At 69.8% G+C, this 19,706-nt stretch carries 14 protein-coding genes and 1 pseudogene; 7 read left to right on the top strand and 8 right to left on the bottom strand.

Going from position 1 to position 19,706, the window contains the following annotated elements; all coding sequences use genetic code 11:
* Positions 1-21 precede the first annotated feature (21 nt).
* Genes D1J51_RS13400 through D1J51_RS13370 form a run of 7 tightly spaced genes read right to left on the bottom strand, consistent with a single transcriptional unit; the run spans position 22 to position 9,472 of the window.
* Positions 22-1,923, bottom strand: a complete 1,902-nt coding sequence (locus tag D1J51_RS13400) for an FAD-dependent monooxygenase (RefSeq protein WP_119075986.1) — start codon at positions 1,921-1,923, stop codon at positions 22-24.
* A gap of 38 nt (positions 1,924-1,961) precedes the next feature.
* The gene (locus D1J51_RS13395; RefSeq protein WP_119075985.1) at positions 1,962-3,149 is read right to left on the bottom strand and encodes an ABC transporter ATP-binding protein; all 1,188 of its coding nucleotides are present in this window, start codon (positions 3,147-3,149) and stop codon (positions 1,962-1,964) included.
* A gap of 2 nt (positions 3,150-3,151) precedes the next feature.
* Entirely contained in the window at positions 3,152-4,174 is a 1,023-nt protein-coding gene (locus D1J51_RS13390; protein ID WP_119075983.1) for a DODA-type extradiol aromatic ring-opening family dioxygenase, read from the bottom strand.
* Between the two features lie 27 nt (positions 4,175-4,201).
* Positions 4,202-5,203 (bottom strand): amidohydrolase family protein, encoded by a 1,002-nt coding sequence (locus D1J51_RS13385; RefSeq protein ID WP_119075981.1) that lies wholly within the window; start codon positions 5,201-5,203, stop codon positions 4,202-4,204.
* Positions 5,204-5,250: 47 nt separating this feature from the next.
* Positions 5,251-6,369, bottom strand: a complete 1,119-nt coding sequence (locus D1J51_RS13380) for an ABC transporter substrate-binding protein (protein WP_119075980.1) — start codon at positions 6,367-6,369, stop codon at positions 5,251-5,253.
* Positions 6,366-8,216, bottom strand: a complete 1,851-nt coding sequence (locus D1J51_RS13375; protein ID WP_119075978.1) for an ABC transporter permease — start codon at positions 8,214-8,216, stop codon at positions 6,366-6,368. The genes D1J51_RS13380 and D1J51_RS13375 overlap by 4 nt, the downstream gene beginning before the upstream one ends.
* Complete coding sequence (locus D1J51_RS13370; protein ID WP_119075976.1) at positions 8,213-9,472, bottom strand: flavin-dependent oxidoreductase; 1,260 nt, start codon at positions 9,470-9,472, stop codon at positions 8,213-8,215. The genes D1J51_RS13375 and D1J51_RS13370 overlap by 4 nt, the downstream gene beginning before the upstream one ends.
* 187 nt (positions 9,473-9,659) lie before the next feature.
* On the opposite strand from D1J51_RS13370, the gene D1J51_RS13365 reads away from it, so the two are divergent.
* From D1J51_RS13365 to D1J51_RS13355, 3 genes are all read left to right on the top strand, one after another.
* Positions 9,660-10,475, top strand: a complete 816-nt coding sequence (locus D1J51_RS13365; RefSeq protein ID WP_162903844.1) for a PaaX family transcriptional regulator — start codon at positions 9,660-9,662, stop codon at positions 10,473-10,475.
* A 90-nt stretch (positions 10,476-10,565) separates the two neighbouring features.
* Positions 10,566-11,396, top strand: a complete 831-nt coding sequence (locus D1J51_RS13360) for a p-hydroxycinnamoyl CoA hydratase/lyase (protein ID WP_119075972.1) — start codon at positions 10,566-10,568, stop codon at positions 11,394-11,396.
* On the top strand, positions 11,389-13,518 hold the full coding sequence (locus D1J51_RS13355) for an acetate--CoA ligase family protein (protein WP_119075970.1): 2,130 nt from the start codon (positions 11,389-11,391) through the stop codon (positions 13,516-13,518). The genes D1J51_RS13360 and D1J51_RS13355 overlap by 8 nt, the downstream gene beginning before the upstream one ends.
* Here D1J51_RS13355 and D1J51_RS13350 read toward each other — a convergent pair.
* A complete protein-coding gene (locus D1J51_RS13350) occupies positions 13,496-15,121 on the bottom strand; it encodes a PucR family transcriptional regulator (RefSeq protein ID WP_162903843.1) in 1,626 nt (541 codons plus the stop codon). The genes D1J51_RS13355 and D1J51_RS13350 overlap by 23 nt on opposite strands.
* A 224-nt stretch (positions 15,122-15,345) precedes the next feature.
* On the opposite strand from D1J51_RS13350, the gene D1J51_RS13345 reads away from it, so the two are divergent.
* From D1J51_RS13345 to D1J51_RS13330, 4 genes and pseudogenes are all read left to right on the top strand, one after another.
* Entirely contained in the window at positions 15,346-16,809 is a 1,464-nt protein-coding gene (locus tag D1J51_RS13345) for an amidase (RefSeq protein WP_119075966.1), read from the top strand.
* Positions 16,810-16,950: 141 nt separating this feature from the next.
* Positions 16,951-18,471 carry an ABC transporter substrate-binding protein gene (locus tag D1J51_RS13340; RefSeq protein WP_119075964.1) on the top strand — a complete coding sequence of 507 codons (1,521 nt, stop codon included), beginning with the start codon at positions 16,951-16,953 and terminating at the stop codon, positions 18,469-18,471.
* Positions 18,468-19,478 carry an ABC transporter permease gene (locus D1J51_RS13335; protein ID WP_119075962.1) on the top strand — a complete coding sequence of 337 codons (1,011 nt, stop codon included), beginning with the start codon at positions 18,468-18,470 and terminating at the stop codon, positions 19,476-19,478. The genes D1J51_RS13340 and D1J51_RS13335 overlap by 4 nt, the downstream gene beginning before the upstream one ends.
* Positions 19,478-19,706: pseudogene (locus D1J51_RS13330) on the top strand (hypothetical protein); the annotation flags it as partial. The gene D1J51_RS13335 and the pseudogene D1J51_RS13330, both read left to right, overlap by 1 nt.

The raw sequence follows: 19,706 nt of genomic DNA, 5'->3' as shown, positions 1-19,706 counted from the left end.
TCTCCTTCGCCTTCGTCGTCTTCAGCGGCTCGCCGCCGCGGATAGCGCAGCCGCCGCATCGCGGATGCGGCGCATGAACGGCGCCGCGGGATCCTCCGCGCACGGGCGTCCACCGGCCATCACCGTCCGCCTCACGTCCTCGAGTACGTCGCGGGGCCGCCCGGGCAAGCGTCGTGTGCGCCAGGCGACCTTGCGATCGGGTCGCACGAGCACCGCGCCGCCCGCATCGACCTCGCACAGGTCCCTCCAGGCGGAATCCCGCTCGTCGATCGGTCTGAGCACCACCGGCACCCCCGTGCCGGCGAGCCCCGCCACGGCCTCGGCCCAGGGTCCCGCAGCCCCCTCGGAGACCAGAAGGGTCAGACGCCGGGGGTCGACGAGATCGAGGGTTGAGACAGGAGCCGTCGGAGTCGCGCCCCTCGCGTGCTGCAGCCACAAGTGGGGGAGGTGGCTGCCCGGTCTCGCGCTCGGGCGGAACTCGGTCGGCGATCCGGAGAGCACCTCGCTGCCTTCCTCGGGGAGCAGGGCGCCGGCGACGTAGGCGAAGCCCGCCTCGACGTTCAGCTGGCTGTAGTCGTTGGTGTTCTCGAGAACCGCCGCCTCGACCGCCGCGCGGCGGCGCTCCCCCTCAGCGGTGTCGGAGGCGAAGATCTCGATCTGCTTCCAGCCCTCCGCCTCGCCCACCCCCGGCCCGAGACCGAGCGCCGCACCGATCGGGCCGTGCCGCCCAGCGTTCTCGAGCGAGTGGGCGGTGTTGTGGGCGGCGACCGGGCGCCGCTCCCACTCGTAGCTGTCGAGGAGCGATGCGGGGGCTTCGCCGCGCAGCACGGCCGCGAGCTTCCAGGCCAGATTGTGCGCGTCCTGCACGCCGCCGTTCAGGCCCAGGCCGCCGGTCGGCGGGTGCCGGTGGGCGGCGTCGCCGGCCAGAAACGCCCGGCCGACGCGGAAGCGGTCTGCGACCACGCCCTCGTACTGCCAGTGACTGACCGACTGCAGGGTGATCGGGTGGTCCTCCGAGACGCCGAGCATGCGCCGGATACCGCGCAGCTGCGTCGCCTCGTCGTCGCTGACCTCCTCGCCTCCGCGCCGCACCCTCGCGACGAGCCACTCGGGCGATCGCCGGTCGTAGTAGTGCGGGCCCAGCGCTTGGAGCGCGCCGACGGGCCGGCCGTTGCCCGACGGCTGCATGGAGTGGGTCAGCAGGGCGGTTCCGCCCTCCCAGAAGGAGAGATCGGTGCTCACGTAGCAGCTGATCACGTCCTGGATCGCCTTCGGCCCCTCCCGTTCGACGCCGAGCAGTTCGGCGCTCACGCGTCCGCCGTCGGCCGCGACGAGGTAGCGCGCCCGGATCCGGCGCGTCTCGCCGGATCCACGATCGAGGATCGTCGCGACGACGGCGTCATCCGCCTGCTCGACGCCCGTCAGCTCGTGGAAGGCCCGGATCCGCCCCGGCGCCACCGCCTCGGCGTGAGCCCAGAGCAGGCCGTCCAGGCGGATCTGGGGGAGATTCGCGAACGCCCGGGGGCTCGCCTGCGCGTGGCGCACGGCGTCGACGCCGCCGCCCCAGGCCGGCACCTCGCCCAGCTTCAGCCCGTGCTCGGGGCTCGGGCCGGCGACCGAGGTGTACCACGCCACCTTCCGCCAGTTCTCGTCAGCCGGTGAGAGCGCGTAGATGTCGTCGGCCACCCCCATCTCGTCGAAGATCTCCATCGTGCGCACGTTCAGCAGGTGGGCGCGCGGGAAGCGGCTCTCGAACGAGCGCCGCTCGACGAGCAACGTCTCGATTCCCCGCTGCGCGAGGAGGATGGCGCTCGAGAGCCCGACGGGCCCCCCGCCGACGATGAGGACGGGGATCTCCTCCGGCCACTCGCCGGGGTCGAGCGGGTCGAGGAGCGCGGTTCGGTTCGCAGGGGTCGGTGGCACGGCCGGGTCTTCCTTTACTTTCTTACTCTCTTAGGGCTTCAGATCGTCGACGGGTCCGGGGCGGGCAGTTGCAGGATCGCCTCGGTGGACAGCGGCAGGTCGCCCGGCGGCAGCGGAACGATCTGATCGGCGCTGATCTCGAGGCTCACCGCGCGCTGGGCCCGCAGGTCGTCGTCGGAGAAGCGGGAGAACTCGCTCTCGTCGACGTGAGCGCGGATGCTCGTGTTTCCGACCTCCACGAGCAGCCGCATCGAGCCCCCGCCGTAGGTGGCGCGGCGGATCCGGCCCGCGATCCTCTCCGCCCCGCCTCCCGGGGCGCGGTCGTCCGGCGATCCGGGCCGCACCCGCACGTGCCCGGAGCGGAACGCGAGCGTCAGTTCCGCTCCCTCCGTCCAGCGGCCGCTCCGGTCGGCGACGCTCAGCTGCACCGGGGTGCCGTCGATCCCGACGCGGAGCTCGCCGTCCAGCGTCTGCAGTACGCGTGCCCGCAGGAGATTCTGAAACCCCATGAAGTCGGCCACGAACGCCGTCGACGGTCTGGTGTAGAGCTCCTGGGGAGTGCCTGCCTGCTCGATGCGCCCGGCGTTCATCACGACCACGCGATCCGCGAGCGCGATGGCCTCCTCCTGGTCGTGGGTGACGTAGACCGAGGTCGTGCCGAACTCGTCGTGCAGCTCACGGATCTGATTCCGCATGGACAGTCTCAGCTTCGCGTCCAGGTTGGACAGCGGCTCATCGAACAGCATCACCCGCGGGCGGCTGACCGTGGCCCGGGCCAGCGCCACGCGCTGCTGCTGCCCGCCCGAGAGTGCGGTGGCCATCCGGTCGGCCTTGTCGCGCAGGTGGACGCGCTCGAGCACCTCGTCGACCCGTGAGGCCAGGGCTCTCCGGTCCACCCCCGCGAGCTTCAGCGGATATCCCACGTTTCCCCGCACCGTCATGTGAGGCCAGAGTGCGTAACTCTGGAACACCATGCCGATCTTCCGCTTCTCGGGCGGCACGAACACGGACGAGCCGCCCGAGAACACCGTGACCCCGCCGATGGAGATCTCTCCGCGCGTGGGAACCTCGAGACCCGCGAGGCATCTGAGGGTGGTGGTCTTGCCGCAGCCGCTCGGCCCGAGCAGCGCCACGAACTCACCCCGGCCGATCTCCAGGTCGACCCGGTCGACCGCGATGGCCGTGCCGTACTCGCGGCGCAGGCCGGAGATGGAGACGCCGCTCATGTTCAGCCGTCCTGCCGGTTCCAGGTCACGAATCCGAGGCCCGCTCCGGTCCCCGCCTCCGAGCGGTAGGCGGGGATGTAGTCCACGACCCGCGCTTCGAGGTCGCTCGCGGCCAGGGCGCCCGCGACGACGAGCCAGTTGCGCAGCTCCGAGGTACCGGAGCGGAGCTCATCGTCGCTGTAGGCGGTCAGCACCTCCTCGTCCTTCTCCTGCAGCGCGGTGAGGAACTTTCGATCCATCTCCTCGTCGATGACGAAGTGGGTGAGCCCGCCAGACGCGACGACGCCCACGCGGAGATCCTCGGGGTAGTCCGCGATGGCGCGTCCGAGCGCGACGCCGAAATCGTAGCTCCGCCTGGCGCTCGGCGGGTTCGGGTGCCAGAACGTGTTCACGAACACCGGCACGAACGGGGGCAGGTCCTCACCGCCGAGCACCTGCTGGAGCACGTACCCCCACCCGTGCGGGATCCCGTGGTCGCCGTACTTGCCGGCCGGCAGCCGCTTGGAGGCCGCGGGGTCGAAGCCCGACCTCCGGGTCTCCGCGATCAGGTGCAGCGCCAGACTCGCGTCGGTCTTCCGCACCTGGCTCGTCTCCGGCACGTTCGCCACCTCGGCGATCGCGAGCCCCGGGCCGAATCCGGCGAGGGCCTCGGGCGAGAACGGCTCGTGGGCCACGGTATCGCCCCAGTAGACGACGAACGGCGAGAGCACCTCGTCGTCAAACGTCTCCTTGTGATCGCTGCTCACGATCACGAGCACGTCCAGCTCGGCTTCTCTGATGGCCCGACCGAGTGCGGCGATGGCGGCGCGGGCGCGCTCGTGGCGCTCCTGCGCCGTCTCGGGGGAGAGCTCGCCCGCGAATGCCGCACCCCGCAGCTCGTTGAGAGCGTCGTAGTCGTACTGCTCCCCCCTGTAGACGAGCTTCGTGTTCCGCCGGTCGGCGACCGCCCGCTGACCCCAGTGCTCGGGCGGCGTGGCGAGCTGCGGTGCGTGGGACGAGCCGATGCCCAGTTCGATGCGTGCCATGATGTTCCTTTCGGGAGAGGTGTGTGATCAGAGCGCGAAGATGCGCCTGGCGTTGCCCTCGAGCAGGCGCCCGCGGTCGTCGTCGGTCAACCAGTCGATGTCCTCGACGAGGAGGTGGATGTCGTCGAACCAGCGGCCCGTCTCCGGATCGCGCTGCGATCCCGTCCCCGGTTTCTCAGACCCGAAGAGCACCCGTTCCGGCCCGACCACCGTGAGCAGCAGCTCGAGCGCCTCTCGGGTGTAGAGGCACGAGTCGAACCAGAGGCGCCGCAGCCGGTCGACGTAGGAGACCCCGCTCCGCGCGATCGACGGGAGGAAGCGTCCGACCTGGTACGGGATCGCGCCGCCTCCGTGCGAGACGATGATGTCGAGGTCGGGGAAGTCGTCGAAGACCCTCGACTCGACGAGGCTCCAGACCGCGATCGTCTCCTCCTGGATGAAGTGGAGGCTGTAGGGCTCGCGCGCCGGCGGCTTGCACCCGGCCGAGTGGATGAGCAGCGGGACGGCCAGCTCCGAGGCGGCCTCGTACACGGGGTACCAGTAGCGGTCCGAGAGCGCCGGCGGCGTCTGCGCCCCCTCGTAGGGGTCGGTGTTCAGCATCGCCCCCACGAACCCGAGCTCCTCCACCGCGCGCCGCATCTCGCGCGCCCAAGCGGCGGGGGCGAGTTCCGGCGTCTGCGGCATTCCCGCGATCCCCCTGAAGCGACCGGGGAAGAGCGCGCAGGCGCGGTGGATGAGTTCGTTCGTCTCGGCGGTGAAGGCCTCCACGATGCGCGCGGGGCCTTCGCTGTGCATCGCCTGGTACGGGCGCGGTGAGATGAGCTGCAGGTCGATCCCGGCGTCGTCCAGGTGCCGCATGTGGGAGGTGTGCCCGAAACTCGGGTGGGGCGCGAGGTACGATTCGCGCAGCGCGTCGTCCGGGATCGAGGGGGCCTTGATCCCGTGAGCGCCGCGGTGGGAGAGCAGGCCCGCCTTCCAGGCGTAGAACGCGTCTGGCGCGGACATGTGTCCGTGAACGTCGATGATCATCGTGCTCCTTTTGCTGGGTGATGCCGGGCTGGGGACGACCGGAGCCGTCAGTCGGAGAACACCGCTTTCACGGTGTCCAGGTTCTTCGCCGTGATCGCGTTGACGTCTTCCAGCCGGAACGGCGCGAACAGGTCGAGCTGGTCCGCGGCGGGAAAGTCTGCAGGGCCGGGAGCGCCCGGCATGAGGGGGTAGTACGCGATCTCCGCCGCTGCCGCCTGCGCTTCGGGCGTGAACAGCCAGGTGAGCAGCAGCTTCGCCGCCGTCGGGTTCGGCGCGTCGGCCAGCAGCGCCGCGTAGTGCGGGGACATGTGCACGCCTCCCTCCGTGGGAAACACGAACTCGATCGGCGCTCCCTCGGCCGCGTCGCGCATGTAGAAGCTCAGCGGGTAGACCGGGTTGAGCGCGTACTGCCCGGCGGCGACGAGCTGCCCCGCGACGGGGACGGTCGACTCGAACGAGATGTCCTGTGCGGCGAGACGCTCGACGTAGTCGTCGCCGAGCCGGCCGTCGTTCATGATCTTCGACAGTGCGCTGAAACTGGCGCCGTTCTTCCGCGCGTCCTCGGTCACCATCTTCCCCGCGAGCCGGGGGTCGAGCAGGTCCTGCCAGCCCGCCGGCACCTCGTCGGGGCCCAGCAGCTCGGGATTGTATGCGAAACCGAAGGCCAGCGCGAAGGGCGCGTTGACGGCGCCGTCCTCGCTGGAGTACTCCTCGGGAAGCCCCTCCGCCGTCTTGGGCCGGAAGGGCTCGACCCAACCCTGATTGAGCGCGTTCAGCACCGCCGTGTCGCCGCTGTTGATCACGTCGCCCGTGCGCTGTCCGCTGGCCGCCTCTCCCTCGAGGCGGGAGGCGAGATCCGGGCCGACGAGGTACTCCCCCACCACATCGATCCCGGGGAACCGCTCGGTGAACCTCTCGTAGAGCGGTCCCTTGTCGTTCTCGCCCGCGCCGTACACGGTGACGGTGGTCTCACCGGCCTCGACGGCCTGGGCGTAGAGGCCGGCCATCTCGTCGACGGCCGATCGGCCGCCGAGCGACTCGACCTCGGTCTCGGTCAGCGAGGCGTCGTCGAACGTTCCCCCTGAGCCTCCGCTCGCGGAGCAGCCCGCGAGCGTGAGCGCTGCCGCGGCGGCGGCCGCGAGCAGTGTGCCTCCTCGATACTTCATGATGGTTCTCCTCTTCGTCGAGCAGTCGTGGCGGTGGCAAGGGTGCCGTCGGAGTCGCCGGCGCGCGACGACGCGTCGCGGGTGAGCGGCTCTCCCTCGGAGGCGGCTCGTCGCGAACGGGCCGCCGCGCTCAGCAGACGTACCGCTCCCGAAGCGAGCAGGAAGCCCAGCAGGATGACGGAGAGGAACACCACGAACAGCGCGGCGGCCTGCGGTGTGCGGCCCTCGCTGTAGAGTTCGAAGACGCGCATCGGCACCGTGGGGGTCTGTCGGCTCGAGGCGAGCAGGATCGGGATCGCGAGGTTGCCCGAGACCACGATCCCCACCACGAACCAGCCGGCGAGAAAACTCGGCAGGATCAGCGGCACCACGATGCGCCGCACGGTGGCCCACGGCTTCGCCCCGCTCACTCGCGAGGCCTCCTCGAGCTCCCGGTTGAGCTGCATGATCGCGGGCTGAATGGCCCGCGTCGCCACCGGAGTCACGGCCACGACGAGGCCCAGGGCCACGAGGACGATCGAGCCGTAGAGCCGGTTGAGACCCGGTATGCTCACGTAGGTCCAGAGCAGACCGAGGCTGAGGACGACGCCCGGCACCGCGTAGGGCAGCCACGTGAGCAGCTCGATCCAGCGCCGCAGGCGCGTCTCGTTGTGCGTGAGCGCGTAGACGATGGTCAGCGCGATGAGCATCGCCCCCAGTCCGCCCGCGATCGCCGTGGCGAAGGTCGTGAGCAGTGCTCGGGGCGTCGCCGGGTCTGCGAAGAGCCGCTCATACGCGACGACGGTCAGCGCGCCCGACCCGCCGAACACCGGCTGCAGGCTGCCGAGCACGAGTTGCAGCAGTGGAAGCACGATGGCGAGGGACAGATAGGCGACGATGAACGCGGTGCCGGCCCAGCTCCACGCTCCGATGTCCCAGCGCTCCGTTCTGAAGCTCTTGCCCGTCACGGTGGTGTACTGGCGCTTCCCGAGCAACGACCACTGCAGGAGCACGAGCACGATCACGATGAGGATCAGCAGCATCGAGAGCGCGCTCGCGGCCCCGTAGTCGGCGGGAGTGCGGTCGGCGATGTGCGAGTAGATCTCGGTCGAGAAGACATCGATGCCGGCGCGGGTGCCGAGCAGCAACGGCACCTCGAACGCCTCCAGGCCGATGACGAAGGAGAGGATCCCGACTCCGAGCATGGCCGGCGAGAGCACCACGAGGTCGATTCCGAGGAGCGTGCGCAATCTCCCGGCGCCGGAGACCCGCGCCGCCTCCTCGAGCGCGCGATCGAGCGCGGAGAAGGGGCCGATGAGAAGCAGGTAGGCGAAGGCAGCGTTCTTGAGCGCGGTCACGAGGATCAGCCCGGCCCAAGATTCGGCATTGAACAGCGGCTCAGCCGCGCCGGTGATGTTCGTCCAGGCGACGTTGATGAGCCCGATGACCGGGTTGCCGAGCATGCCCCAGCTCAGCGCGTAGAACAGCGGGGGCAGCGCGAGCACCAGGACCATGGCGGGCGTGACGAGGCGTCTCAGCGGCGTCGTCGTGCGCGTGACGAGGAACGCGAGCACGATGGCCGCCGACACGCCGATCAGCGTGCTCGACACGGCGAGGAGCGCCGAGTTGCCGAGCGCGAGAAATGTGTCGGGGTTTCCGTAGGTGCGCGCGAAGGCCTCGAGCGACCACGCCGGAGCCTGACCGGGAGGCGCGTTGCGGAAGGCCCCCACGATGAGCATGAGGATCGGCAGCGCGAACAGGAACACGGAGACGACGAGGAGGGGGAGCATGCCGCGAGCCGTGGAGAACGGGCCGGTGCTCGGCGCCCAGCGCCGGCGCGCGCCGACCTTCGCCTCGTGCGCGCTCACGTTCCTCCCCCTCCCCGGGCGAGGTCGTCGAGCGAGTACCCCGCGACCGCGCGATAGCTCTCGAGCAGCCGCTCCCGCTCCGCCGCCGGCATCACGTCCTCGATGTGCGAGAACGGCCGGTCCCCCGTGCGCTCGTAGACCTCTCGCAGAATGGCGTCGGGAGGATTCCTCCGGTTCTGCAGCACGACCCTGGAGGTCGCCTCCCTCCGCTGGGATTCGTAGTCGAGGAGCGCCTCGGCCGGGTCGTCGGCCTCGGCCAGGGCGCGGGCCAGCGCGCGGGTGTCGAGGATCGCCTGCCCGGCTCCGTTGGAGCCCCGGGGCACCATCGGGTGGGCGGCATCGCCGAGCAGTGTCGCCCTGCCGGAGGTCCACCGCTCCAGCGGCTCCTGGTCAACCATCGGATACTCGAGGATCGTGCCGGTCGCGCGCATCAGCCCGGGGACGTCGAGCCAGTCGAAGTTCCAGTCCGAGAACGGTTCGATGATGTCGTCGATCGACCCCTCGCGGTTCCAGGAGCGATCGGAGCGCTGGGGCGTCTCGATCTCGGCGACCCAGTTGATCAGCTGGTTGCCCTGCCCGTCGACGTCGTCGCGAATGGGGTAGATCACCATCTTGCCGGAGGCCAGCCACCCGGCTCGCACCAGCGCGGCGCCCCCGAGGAACGGCGGCCAGAGCGTGGCGCCCCGCCACATCGTGCAGCCCGAGTAGACCGGGCCGCTCGCGCCGGGGTGCAGCTCGCGCCGCACCGCCGAGTGCACGCCGTCGCAGCCGACCACGACGTCGGCCGTGATCGTCGCCGGACCGGACCGCGTCTCGACCGCGGCGCGCACTCCCCGCTCGTGCTGCTCGATCCCCACGAGACGCGTGCCGAGCTGCACGCTCCCGGTCCCCGCCCGCGCCGAGAGAGCATCGAGCAGAATCCCCTGCAGATCTCCGCGGTGAATCGAATACTGGGGCCACCGGTAACCGGCCGCCGCGCCGAGCGGTTCGGTGTGAACGGCCTGCCCGAACCGGTTGTAGTAGCGCGCCTCGCGGGTGCGGATGGCGACGCGGTCGAGCGCATCGCCGAGCCCGAGCTCGTGCAGCTCCCGAGAGGCGTGCGGCAGGATGTTGACTCCGACGCCGATCGCTTCGAGCCAGGGGGCGGCCTCGATGACCCTGAAGGGCACTCCGACGCGATGCAGTTGCAGCGCGAGGGTGAGCCCGCCGATGCCCGCGCCGACCACGAGCACGCCGCGATCCCAGGAGACGCTCACCTGGCAGGCCCCCCGCCCAGCGGGGCGCGATCGCCGATGCAGCGTGCGAGGAGAGTAGATCGGGATGCCCTCATGCGGTTCCTCCTTTGGCCTTCCATATCTCAATATATATCACTATCTCGTCTGTCATCAACTATTTGTTCTTTATTTGCCGGACATCCTCGCTCCGCCGCAATATCATGCCGGTATGACGCCACCCGAGAGCCCCGCCCACCCCAGATCGCTCGTCCCAGACCTGCTCGGCGACCTCGATCGCTCGGGCATCGGGGAGATTCGCCTGAAACACCTCGTGACCCTCGGGGAAGAACTCGGCATCCCCGGCCCGACCATGCGCGTCACACTGGCCCGGCTGCGCGAGCGCGAATGGTTCGACGTCCGACGAGAGGGCCGCGAATCGGTCTACATCTTCACCGAGACGTGCCTCACGCGGCTCCGCGAGGGAGCCAGATGGTTCCATCGCGAACCCCGGCCCTGGGGCGGCGAGTGGGCCATGGTCATCTACACGGTGCCCGAGAGCGACCGGCACACCCGCGACACGCTCAGAAAGCAGCTCGTCTGGCTCGGCTTCGGTGCCCTGGCCCCGGCCACGTGGCTGCGACCCGACCCCTCGCTCGACGACGTGAACGCGCTCGCCGCGGGCCTTCCGGGAGCCCGGATCACCCCGCTGACCACCCGGACCGAGGGGCTCTCGGCCGACCGGGCACTCGTCGAGCAGTGCTGGGATCTGGCGCCGCTGGCGGCGGACTACGAGCGGTTCGTGCGAGGGCTGCGGCTGCGGGCCGCAGAGCTGGAGCGAGCCGCCGGCGATCCCCTGCGGGCCGCCACCGCCCGCATCCGGCTCGTCAACGCCTATCGCAACTTCGCGAAGCGCGACCCCCGCCTGCCCGCCGAGCTCCAGCCGGCCGGCTGGCGGGGCGACGAGGCACGCCGCCTGTTCGTGCGGTTTCATACGACCCTCGGCGAGCACGCGGCCGAGCGTTATCACGAGCTCCTCTCGCAATAATCGATGAACATCTATCATTGATTTGACGCTAATCAAAAAATTGTTATATCTTTTGAGCGTCAAAGTGACACGTATCACGAAGGAGTTGCTGTGCCCATCTACGAATGCATCAAGGTCGAGACCGAGAACCGGGTCACGACGGTCACCCTCGACCGGCCCGCCAAGCGCAATGCCATGAGCCCGCAGCTCAACGACGAGATGCTCGACGCGCTCACCAGGCTCGCCTCCGATCCCGAGACCGATGTGCTCGTCCTGACAGGTGCGGGCGAGTCCTTCACCGCCGGCATGGATCTGCAGGAGTACTTCCGCGACACCGAGAACGACCCGGTGCTCTCCGAACGCGCGAAGTGGACCATGCGGGAGTGGTCGTACAACCGGCTCCGCTTCTTCCCCCGCCCCACCATCGCGGCGGTGAACGGGTGGTGCTTCGGCGGCGGGTTCATGCCGCTCGTCTCGTGCGACTTCGCCATCGCTGCCGACGAGGCGCAGTTCGGCCTCTCGGAGGTCAACTGGGGCATCCTGCCCGGCGGGCTCGTGACTCGCGACGTCGTCCTCAGTATGGGCTACCGCGACGCGCTCTACTACGCGCTGACGGGCAAGCCGTTCGACGGCAAGCGCGCGAAGGAGGTCGGCCTCGTCAACGACTCCGTGCCCCGCGATCAGCTGGACGCGGCGGTGGCCGAGCTCACCGGCACGCTCCTCGCGCTGAACCCGCACACGGTGCGGGCGACCAAGGAGGCGCTGCGCCACTCCGCGACCATGAACTACGAGCAGGCGACCGACTACCTCGCGGCGAAGTCCGCGCAGCTGTCGGCCCGCGATCCCGAGCAGGGCCGCAAGAAGGGGCTCTCCCAGTTCCTCGACACCAAGGAGTTCAAGCCGGGACTCGGGGCCTATCGCAGGGCAGCGCAGGATGCGTGACCTCGGCCCGCTGCTCCGCCCCCGGATCATCGCCGTGGTGGGCGCGTCGAGCAACCTGCGTTCGCCGTCCGGCAAGCCGGTCCGCTTCCTGCGCGAGTCGGGCGCGGATGTCACGGTCTACCCCGTCAATCCGGTCCGTGACGAGGTCGCGGGCTACCGCGCCTACCCCGATCCCTCGGCGCTGCCCGAAGCACCGGACGTCGCCGTGGTCGTCACGCCCGGCAGCGCCGTCATCCCCGCCGTGGAGGCGCTCGCCGAACGCGGTGCCCGCGCCGTCGTGGTGATCACCTCGGGGTTCGCCGAGGGCTCCGGAGACGAGGGCGTAGCCGCCCAGCGCCGCCTCCGGGAGATCGCCGGAGAGCACGACATGGTGCTGCTCGGGCCCAACACGCTCGGCATTCACGACTATGCGCGCGGGATCCCGCTGTCCTTCGTCTGGTACGGCGAGCGGCCGATCGACGATTCGGGTGCGGTCGCCGTGGTGTCTCAGAGCGGGTCGGGAATGACCTCCCTCTGCGATCGGCTGCTGACCGCTTCGGTGCCAGTCGGTTTCGGAGTGGCGACGGGTAACGAGGCCGACCTCACGGTGGTCGATCTGCTCGAGCATTTCGCCGCGGACGACAGCGTGAGGGTGATCGTGACCGTCTTCGAGGAGATCCGCGAGGGCGCACGCTTCATCGAGGTCTGCCGTCGGCTTCGCGCGGCCGGCAAGCCGCTCATCGCGCTCAAGGCGGGGCGCACCGAGAGCGGGGCCGCGATGGTGAAGTCGCACACGGGCGCCCTCGCGGGGGCCTACCCGGTGCTGCGCGCTCTGTTGCGGCAGAACGGGGTCATCGAGGTGGAGGATCTCGATGAGGTTCCGCCGATGGCGGCTGCGGCGCTGCTCGGCGCGTACCCGGACTCGGGCGGCATCGCGGTCGTCACCAACTCCGGAGGCGCCGCTGCACTCGCGGCCGACCGGGCGGACGAGATCGGAGCGCCTCTCGCGCAGCTCGGGCCCGAGACGCGCGAGCAGGTGCGCGCGAATCTGCCCGAGTTCGCGCAGGGCCGTCCCGTGTCGAACCCGATCGACGTGACGGCCCAGAACGTGAAACGGCCCCGGGCGATCGCCGAGATCGCCGCCGCACTCGTCGACGATCCGGGCGTCGGCGGCGTGCTCGTGGCGCTCGCCAGCGCGGGCGGGCCCGACGGCCTCGCCTGGGTCGACCGCCTCATCGAACTGGCGCGCGCCTCGCCGAAGCCCATCGTCGCCGTCATCCTCTCCGGGCAGGAGTCGGAGGGCCTGCGCAATCGCCTGCGTGCCGGCGGCGTGCCGGTGCTCTCGTCACCGGCCATGGCGGTCGACACGCTGCACCGTCTGCACCGCTTCGGCGCCTCGCGCCGCGCCGCGGAGGCGGCCGAGGCGATGCAGCCGATTCCGCAGGATCCCGTCCCCCTCCCCGACGACGCCTCCGAGTTCACAACCCTGCACTGGCTGCGAGAGTACGGCGTTCCCGTCGTGGAGCAGCGTCTCGCGACGACGCCTGCGGAGGCGGCAGAGGCGGCAGAGGCGATCGGGTTCCCGGTCGCGGTGAAGATCTGCTCGCCGGATATCGCCCACAAGACCGAGGCGGGCGGAGTCGCGCTCGATCTGAAGACCGCGGAGGAGGTCTCCGCCGCGACGGAGCGGGTGCTCGGCGCCGCGGCCGGCTCGGCGCCCGACGCCGTGATCCAGGGCGTGACCGTGAGCCCCATGGTCGAAGCGACTCTCGAGCTGATCTCGGGAATCCACGAGGATCCCACCTTCGGCCCGGTCGTCCTGCTCGGCCTCGGCGGGGTCTGGGCTGAGGTGCTCGGAGACGTCACCATGCGAGGCCTGCCGCTCGCGCACGGCGCGAGCGAGGGGATGGTCGCAGACCTTCAGGGCGCGGCGCTGCTGCGGGGCGCCCGGGGCCGCGCAGCAGCGGACCCCGCGGCGCTGGAGCGGCTCGTCCGGGCACTGGCCCGAATCGCAGCCGACCACGGCGACCGCCTGCAGAGCCTCGACCTCAACCCCGTTGCGATCACCACCTCCGGCGAGGTGGTCGTGCTCGACGCCGCGCTCTTCGCGCGCCCTCCGGTTACTCCGCGAGAGGCGCGCTGAACACCTGCAGCGCGAGGTAGAGCGCGGCGACTCCCTCCCCGCTCTCGAGGTCGAGCTTGAGGTTCTCGCCGGCAAGGATCTCCTCGATGATCCTCAGGCGCTTGTAGAACATCGTCCGCGACATCCGGGAGTCTTGGATCGCCTGCGAGCGGTTCATCGGATTGGCCACGACGCAGCGGATCACCTGCAGCAGCTCGTAGCCGTACTTCTGGTCGTGCTCGACCAGCGGCGTGAGGATCTGCGCCGCCATCCGCTGCACCCCGTCGTTCCGCTTGAGGCCCGGTATCACGTTGGCCAGCGGGCGATGGCCGAGAAACCAGACGCCGTTCTCGGCGGGCTCCGGTCTGCGCAGTCGGGTGCTCTCCGCGTACTCTGAGGCCTGCAGCACGGAATTGGTGAGCTGCTCCGCATTCGAGGCGTCGGTTCCGACGAAGAGCGTGAGTCGCGCACGGGGCCGAACGGAGCCGAAGGTCTCGCCGATCAGCGTCTCCGCGAGCCGCTCATCGAACACGGTGGCGCTCGGGAACGAGAACAGCAGGTCCGTCTGCCACCAGGCCCCCTCGCGGTGCGTCGACAGCAGCACATCGGCGTGATACTTCGCGACGGCCGCGCGCAGGCGGCGCTCGTCGGGTGCCGCTGCGCCGATCAGCGCCGCCCCGTAGAGACTGCGCGACTCGACCGAGAACCCGAGCGCGTCGAGACGGTTCTCCACCGCTCCGACGGTGAGGTACATGCCGCCGATCAGCGATGCGAGCAGCGAGCGCTGCGACTCGCGCATCCACTCCCCCTCATCCCCGCTCACAAGCCGTTCGACGGCGAGCGCGATGGCCGCCTGCTCGAGCACCACCAGCCGGCCCGACGGGTGATCCGGCCCGGGGAATGCGATGATCCTTCCCCAGGTGGTGCCGCGCGCCTCGATCGGCACCTGGGTGGCGCCCTTCGGCAGTTCCGTACCGCTCGCGGCGCTCCGGCGCAGCCGATTGAGCTGTGCGAGGTGCTCCGACCCCCAGTCGGTGCCGCCGATCGCGATCACCTCACCGGAGGAGTTCTCCAGCACCACCGCGCTCTGCAGGATGAGGCCGAGATGCCCGACGAGGTACTCAGCCGAAGCGCCGCGGAGCACGGCGGTGGTCAGCAGCTGGTGGATCTCGTCGCGGGCCTTCAGCGCCTGGCTCTGCCCCACGAGGATCCGCCGGTGCGCCTCCTCCGTCGCGCGGACCGAGTCCACGCGACGGTGCAGCAGCACCATCGCGATCCCGTACTCCTCGAGCGCGCTGACGAAGGCGGGGTGGACGGTTGGGGTGCGCGAGTTCGTGTCGATGAACACCCCGCTGGCGCCGCGCTCCCGCAGCGATCTCGTCACTTCGATCAGGTCCTCCGGCCCCGTGGGCCAGCCGTTCATGTTCGTGATGAGCACCTCGCCGCCGCGCATGAACTCGAGGGTGCGAACCACGCCCGAGACGTACACCCAGCGCACCGCGTTGCGCAGCGCCGGGCCGCCGACGAGCACCTCGGGTTCCGCGGCCGCGATCGACGGCAGCGCGAGAAGATCCTCCACCGCGAGGATCTTCGCGTACGACTCGCCCTCCTGCCGATAGGTCATCTCACCGTCCGCTCCGCCGGGCGCCACCAGGCTCGCCAATCCTCCGATTCACACGATCGTACCCGCTCTCCCCGGGCCGCGAAGCACCGCCTCGGGGCAGGAATAGACTGTCGCGATCACCGGCGAACCGGGGACACACTGTCTTGCGGCGCACGACCCCGCCTCCGATAGAACTGACTCAATGGTGGCGCTTCCCCGCCGCGACGCACCTCGATCGGAGCAGCATGAGTACTTCACCCGAGATTTGCTACCTGACGGCGACCGAGGCGCGGCGCCTCTTCGCAGCCCGAGAGCTCTCGCCGGTCGAGCTGCTCGAGGCGCTCATCAGCCGGTCGGAGGAGACCGAGCCCGTCGTCAACGCGCTGTGCCACCTCGACTTCGAGCGCGCGATGGACGCGGCGCGGGAGTCGGAGCGACGCTATCTCGGCGCGGGAGACGGACCCGTGCGCGACCTGGAGGGCATTCCCGTCGCGATCAAGGAGGATCTCCCCATCACCGGTCAGCCGTGGACCCAGGGGTCGCTCACCCTGAAGGACCACGTCGCCGATCACACCTCCGTCATGGGGCAGCGCATCATCGACGCCGGAGCCGTCGTGCACGCGCGAACCACGAGCGCAGAATTCGGCGCCGCGCCATTCACGCGGTCGAAGCTCTGGGGCGTCACCCGCAACCCGTGGAACCCCGCCTTCGCGGCCGGCGGCTCCTCCGGCGGGTCCGCTGCAGCGCTCGCGTCGGGCGTCACGACGCTCGCCACCGGAAGCGACGTGGCGGGGTCGATCCGGATCCCCGCCTCGTTCACGGGGACCATCGGCTACAAGCCGCCGCGCGGGCGGGTACCGATCGCCCCGCCGTGGAATCTGGACACCTTCATGCACCTCGGGCCGCTCGCGCGGACCGTCGAGGACGCGATCCTGCTGCAGAACGTGATCGCGGGCCCCAGCACGGAGGATTTCACCTCGGTGAAGCCGAAGTACGTGCTCCCTGAAGCGCCCCGCTCGGTCGAGGGGCTGCGCGTCGCGATCTCGGAGGATCTGGGGAGCTATGCCGTCGACCCTGAGATCCGCGCGAACATCCGAGCGGTCGCCGAGGTGCTGAGGGCCGGTGGCGCAACGGTGGAGTTTCCGGAGGTCGTCGTAGAGCGGGAGACGGTGCTCCGCGCATTCGCCGCGCACATCCTTCGCGACGGCGACGGGACGCCTCCCGGATCGGAGCTGCTGTCGCCGTACATCCCCGTCAATTGGCGGCGGAAGACCGAGCTCCTCCGGGGCGGACCGTACGACCACGATGACCTCATCGCCGAGATCTCCGCGCCCTTCCGCCGGGTCTTCGACGACTACGACCTCTTCATCTGCCCCACCGTGACCACTCGCGGCTTCGACGCCGACTCCGACTACCTCGGCGACACCGAGTTGCGGATCGAGGGACAGACCTTCGTCGATCCCGACGCCGGGCTCATGACGATGCTCTGGAACGCGATCGGGTCGGTTCCCGTGCTGTCCGCACCGTCCGGTTTCGCGGATAACGGGGTGCCGACCGGCGTTCAGCTCGTCGGCGCGCCCTACGAGGACGAGACCGTGTTCCGCGCCGCCGCGGTCCTGCAGCGATCGGTCCGGCTGTTTCCCTCCGGATCCGTTCCGCAGCTGGGAATCCAGGCTCCCGCCCGGAGCGCGCAGGAGCAGGGGGAATAGAGTGTCGCGCCCGCTCGCGAAACGGGAACACACTGTCTCGCGGCGAGCGGCCGCGCGTCGGGTAGAACTGACTACGAGGGGCCCGTGGGGCATCTGCGAACCGAGCGGCTCCTCGCATCGTGACGCTATCGAGGAGGATAGATGAACATCAGAAGGATCGGAGCAGCCGCCGCTGCCGTCGCACTCTCCGGCACGCTCCTGGCCGGCTGCTCGTCCGCAGCGAACGCAGGCGAGGTGAATCTGCTCGTCTCCTCCGATCCCGGATCGCTCGATCCCACGCAACTGTGGACTCAGGGGGCGGAGGAGCTCTATCCGTTCATGTACGAGACCCTGATCCAGTTCCCCCGGGACGGCGAGCCTCGGCCGGGGCTCGCCGAGTCCTGGGAGACCAGCTCCGATGAGACGACCTTCACCCTCCGCGACGACGTGACCTGCGCTGACGGCTCGCAGTTCACGGTGGACGACGTGGCCGCGACCTTCGAGTACAACATGGACCCGAGCACCTCCTCGATCCACCTGGGCAGCGCCATTCCGGTCGCGGGCGTCGACATCAAGACCAACGCAGATGCGCGGACCATCACATTCCGATCCCGAGGCGACGACCGCGACGGCTTCCGCGCGTTGAACTTCGGCATGGTGCCGATGATCTGCAAGAGCGGCCTCAACGACCCGAGTACGCTCGCGACGAGCCCCCAAGGAACGGGCCCCTACACGCTCGCGGACATGGTGCCGGGCCAGTCCTACACGTTCAAGGTCCGCGATGACTACACCTGGGGCTGGGACGGGGCCACCTCGGCCGACCTTCCAGAAACCGTCTCCGCGGAGGTCGTGACGAGCGATTCCACCCGTGCCAACATGCTGCAGTCGGGCCAGGCCAACATCGGCTACGTGGGCGGCTCCGACCGGGACCGCGTCGACGCGGCGCAGCCCACCTCGTCCGTCGACCTCACCATCGGCTCCGGCAAGCTCCTCTTCAACCAGTCGGAGGGACGGCCCTTCGCCGACCAGACGCTGCGCGAGGCCGCCGTGCAGGCGATCGATCGCACGAGCGTGGGCGACGTCATCTCCGAGGGGCGCGGCGAGATGCTCACCAGCCTGACCCCGCAGTCGCCCGTCTGCTCCGCCTCCGACAGCACCGGTTCCATCCCGCAGTACGACCCCGCCGCGGCGGCGAAGACGGTCGCCTCCGCTGCTCCGCCGAAGATCGTGCTCATCTTCAACCCAGACGAGACCTCGGCGATCACGCCCGCCATGGAGCTCGTCCAGTCCGAGCTCACCGGCGCCGGTTTCAACGTGGAGCTGACGCCCTCGAACCAGTGGGTCGACGTGGTCGTGGGAGGCGGGGACTGGGACATGGTCTGGTTCTCCAACAACGCCGCTCTCCCCTCGACCTGGTACCAGGCGTGGACCGGTGCGGCTCCCCCGGACGGGCGCAACTGGGCGAGAATCGCGAACGAGGAGTACGCCGCCATCGGCGCGCGCGCCAATGGCCTGCAGGGCGCGGAGGCCTGTGCGGCGTGGCAGGACGCCACCGACGCGCTCTTCTCGGCCTCCGACGTCCTCCCGCTGTCCACCTACACCAAGACGCTGTACGGCGTGGGTGTGGATCTGCAGGCGAGCGCCCTCCTGAGTCTGCAGCCCTCGAGCATGCGCCTCAAATGAGCGACACCACCCGGGCGGTTCTGCTGAGGGATCGCGTCAAGCCCGCGGGAGGCCGAGTCAATCAGTGGCTCGGCTTCCTCGTGCGGCGCCTCGCGAAGTCGCTGTTCGCGATGTGGGTGATCGTGACCCTGACCTTCTTCGTGCTCCGGTTGTCGAGTGCCGACCCGGTGCGGGCGGCGCTCGGGGCCACGGCCGATGACGCGCTCGTGCGCGCGCGCCGGGAGCAGCTCGGGCTCGACCTCCCGCTGTTCGTCCAGTACGCGAACTATCTGCTCGGGCTGGTGCGCGGCGACCTGGGCGTGTCGCTCGTCAACGGGCGGGCGGTTTCCGAACTCGTGGCGACGCGCCTGCCCGCGACGCTCGAACTCTCGCTCATCGCGTTCGCGCTCGTGCTCCTCATCGCCGTCCCCCTCGGTCTCGGCGCGGCCGTCTTCGCCTCGAAGCGGTCGAGAGGCACCGAGGGCCCGGTCTTCTCCTCGACAACCGGTTTTCTCGCCAACATCCCGGAGTACCTTCTCGGCGTCGGGCTCGTGATCGTGTTCTCCATCGTGCTGCGCGCCCTCCCCGTTGCGGGAAATCAGTCGGCGGAGGGATACGTCCTGCCCGCGGTCGCTCTCGCGACGGCATCGGCAGCCGCCCTTGCCCGCCTCGCCCGCGTCGAGGCCATCGACGTCCTGAGGGAGGACTACATCCGCACCGCGCGCTCGAAGCGGCTCCCGAGGCTCCGGGTGTACCTGCGGCACGCCCTCCCGAACATGCTCACCGCGACACTCACCTTCGGCGGCGTCGTGCTCAGCATCATGATCACGAGCGGCGTGCTCGTGGAACAGGTCTTCAACTGGCCCGGCATCGGGCAGGCCTTCGTGAACGCCATCGGGGCGCGCGACTACGGTATCGTGCAGGGCCTCGCCCTCGTCTACGCCGCGATCATCCTCATAGTCCACCTTCTCGTCGACGTCGCGATCGCGGCACTCGATCCCCGCACGACACTCACACAGGCGACCTGATGCTTCAGACACTCACATACGTACTCCGTCGACCCGCAGGGCTGATCTCGGCGCTCTTCCTGGCGCTGCTGCTCATTCTCGCCGCCGTAGCGCCGTGGATCTGGGGCACCGCAGCAGAGCAGAAGGACACCTCACAGGTGCTGCAGGCGATCTCATGGGAGCACCCCTTCGGCACCGACATGCTCGGACGGGACCTGGGTGAGTTCAACCGGTCGATGCAACACCGGG

Origin of the sequence: Leucobacter sp. wl10 (assembly GCF_003569785.1) — a bacterium.
Lineage (GTDB): Bacteria > Actinomycetota > Actinomycetes > Actinomycetales > Microbacteriaceae > Leucobacter.
This window is presented reverse-complemented; position numbering and strand designations above follow the sequence as displayed.

Excerpts from the sequence above, each read along its gene's own strand:
- D1J51_RS13390 (WP_119075983.1), bottom strand. The coding sequence starts at position 4,174 with ATGGCACGCATCGAACTGGGCATCGGCTCGTCCCACGCACCGCAGCTC.
- D1J51_RS13365 (WP_162903844.1), top strand. The coding sequence starts at position 9,660 with ATGACGCCACCCGAGAGCCCCGCCCACCCCAGATCGCTCGTCCCAGAC.
- D1J51_RS13355 (WP_119075970.1), top strand. The coding sequence starts at position 11,389 with ATGCGTGACCTCGGCCCGCTGCTCCGCCCCCGGATCATCGCCGTGGTG.
- D1J51_RS13335 (WP_119075962.1), top strand. The coding sequence starts at position 18,468 with ATGAGCGACACCACCCGGGCGGTTCTGCTGAGGGATCGCGTCAAGCCC.
- D1J51_RS13385 (WP_119075981.1), bottom strand. The coding sequence starts at position 5,203 with ATGATCATCGACGTTCACGGACACATGTCCGCGCCAGACGCGTTCTAC.
- D1J51_RS13350 (WP_162903843.1), bottom strand. The coding sequence starts at position 15,121 with ATGACCTATCGGCAGGAGGGCGAGTCGTACGCGAAGATCCTCGCGGTG.
- D1J51_RS13395 (WP_119075985.1), bottom strand. The coding sequence starts at position 3,149 with ATGAGCGGCGTCTCCATCTCCGGCCTGCGCCGCGAGTACGGCACGGCC.
- D1J51_RS13380 (WP_119075980.1), bottom strand. The coding sequence starts at position 6,369 with ATGAAGTATCGAGGAGGCACACTGCTCGCGGCCGCCGCCGCGGCAGCG.
- D1J51_RS13345 (WP_119075966.1), top strand. The coding sequence starts at position 15,346 with ATGAGTACTTCACCCGAGATTTGCTACCTGACGGCGACCGAGGCGCGG.
- D1J51_RS13340 (WP_119075964.1), top strand. The coding sequence starts at position 16,951 with ATGAACATCAGAAGGATCGGAGCAGCCGCCGCTGCCGTCGCACTCTCC.